This is a genomic window from Mesorhizobium sp. LEGMi-168a, assembly GCF_058312955.1.
In genome coordinates this window covers 1-1257 of record NZ_JBZEGV010000115.1, presented here as the reverse complement: position 1 = coordinate 1257, position 1257 = coordinate 1, and the positions used below count along the sequence as shown (strand labels likewise).

The window sequence follows — 1257 nt, the reverse complement described above, 5'->3', positions numbered from 1 at the left end:
GATGATCGCGAGGGCCGCAAAGGAAGGCTGGCCGTGCCCGAGCGACGCGGCGATCGCGCGGGCCTACGGATCGCACTCGCTGCGCCGCGCGCGCCGGCTGCTCGACTATATCGAGGAGCAGGGCCTCATCGTCTGCCAGATCGACGGCGTCGGGCGGCGCACGGTGACGCTGGTCGAACTCGCCTGGGCGACGGCGCCGGGCGATCCGAATGCCGAAGAGCAGGAGCAGGGCAGTTCGGCTGCGTGATGCGGGCGCTATGGTCTTGAAGGGCTATTTTATCCTCAGGCCGAGGCCCATGGATTTGGCCAGTTTCGAGCGGGTTGCGGAATAGTTTGGCGCCACCATCGGGTAGTTGGAGGGCAGGTTCCACTTCGTCCGATACTGTTCCGGTGTAAGGCCGTAATGGGCCTTGATGTGCCGCTTCAGCGATTTGAAGCGCTTGCCATCTTCCAGGCAGATGATGAATTCGGGTGTGACGGATTTCTTTGCCCGGGCCACGGCTCTGATGTCCTCGGGCCGGACATCAAGCGATCCAATCGAGATCAGCTTGATCGAAGCGTATATCTTGCTGATGAATTCCGGCAGTTCGCCTGGGGGCAGAGGGTTGTTCGACACGTAGGCGGATACAACGGCCGCGGTCAGGGAAACGGCGTGATCGACGCCTTCCTTATACAGGATAGCGCCGTCTGAGCGTCGAAGGCTCTTCCCATTGGCCATGCCGGAATGCGCAAGGTCGACGCGGTCAAAATTGTCCGCCGCCCGGTCATCCAAGGCCCTGGTTATGGTCGGCTTCATATAAGGCCTTTTCAAAAGCGCTCTCCTCTTGCCGGTCATGGCTTCACGATGGATCGATGGCAAGAATCTGCCTTGCGATATCGTGTGGGAAAATTTCACACATGTCAATCCACGGAAGATTTGCCGGCAGAAATCGAACCCGGGAGCCGATGGCTGGGCGTGAACCTGCCCGCGAGAATTGCAGCCAGGGTGCGGCGATGCGCGGTCGTGGTTCTCCGGGCAAGCTATTGTGGAACCATTTCCCACGGGCTATTTTCGGAGGAAATTTCGAGGGATAGGTGATTGATTGACGGGTGAAGGAACGGCGATGAGCAAATCGGCGGAACAAAACCTGGATGCCGAGCGGGTCCAGAACGCGTTAAACCGGATTCTTCGCCCGTTGGTGCGGTTGGCGATCAAGTGCGGGGTGACGTTTCCCACCTTCGTCGATCTGTTACGGCAGATCTATGTCAACGTGGCGG

The 1257-nt window shown here is 59.5% G+C and carries 1 protein-coding gene and 1 pseudogene; one reads left to right on the top strand and one right to left on the bottom strand.

From position 1 onward, the window contains the following. Positions 1 to 247 (top strand): annotated as a pseudogene (locus AC4FWB_RS34290) (ATP-binding protein); the annotation flags it as partial. Positions 248 to 271: 24 nt separating this feature from the next. Here the strand turns inward: AC4FWB_RS34290 and AC4FWB_RS34285 are convergent. Then, on the bottom strand, positions 272 to 718 hold the full coding sequence (locus AC4FWB_RS34285; RefSeq protein ID WP_491030628.1) for a Ros/MucR family transcriptional regulator: 447 nt from the start codon (positions 716 to 718) through the stop codon (positions 272 to 274). Between the last annotated feature and the right edge of the window lie 539 nt (positions 719 to 1257).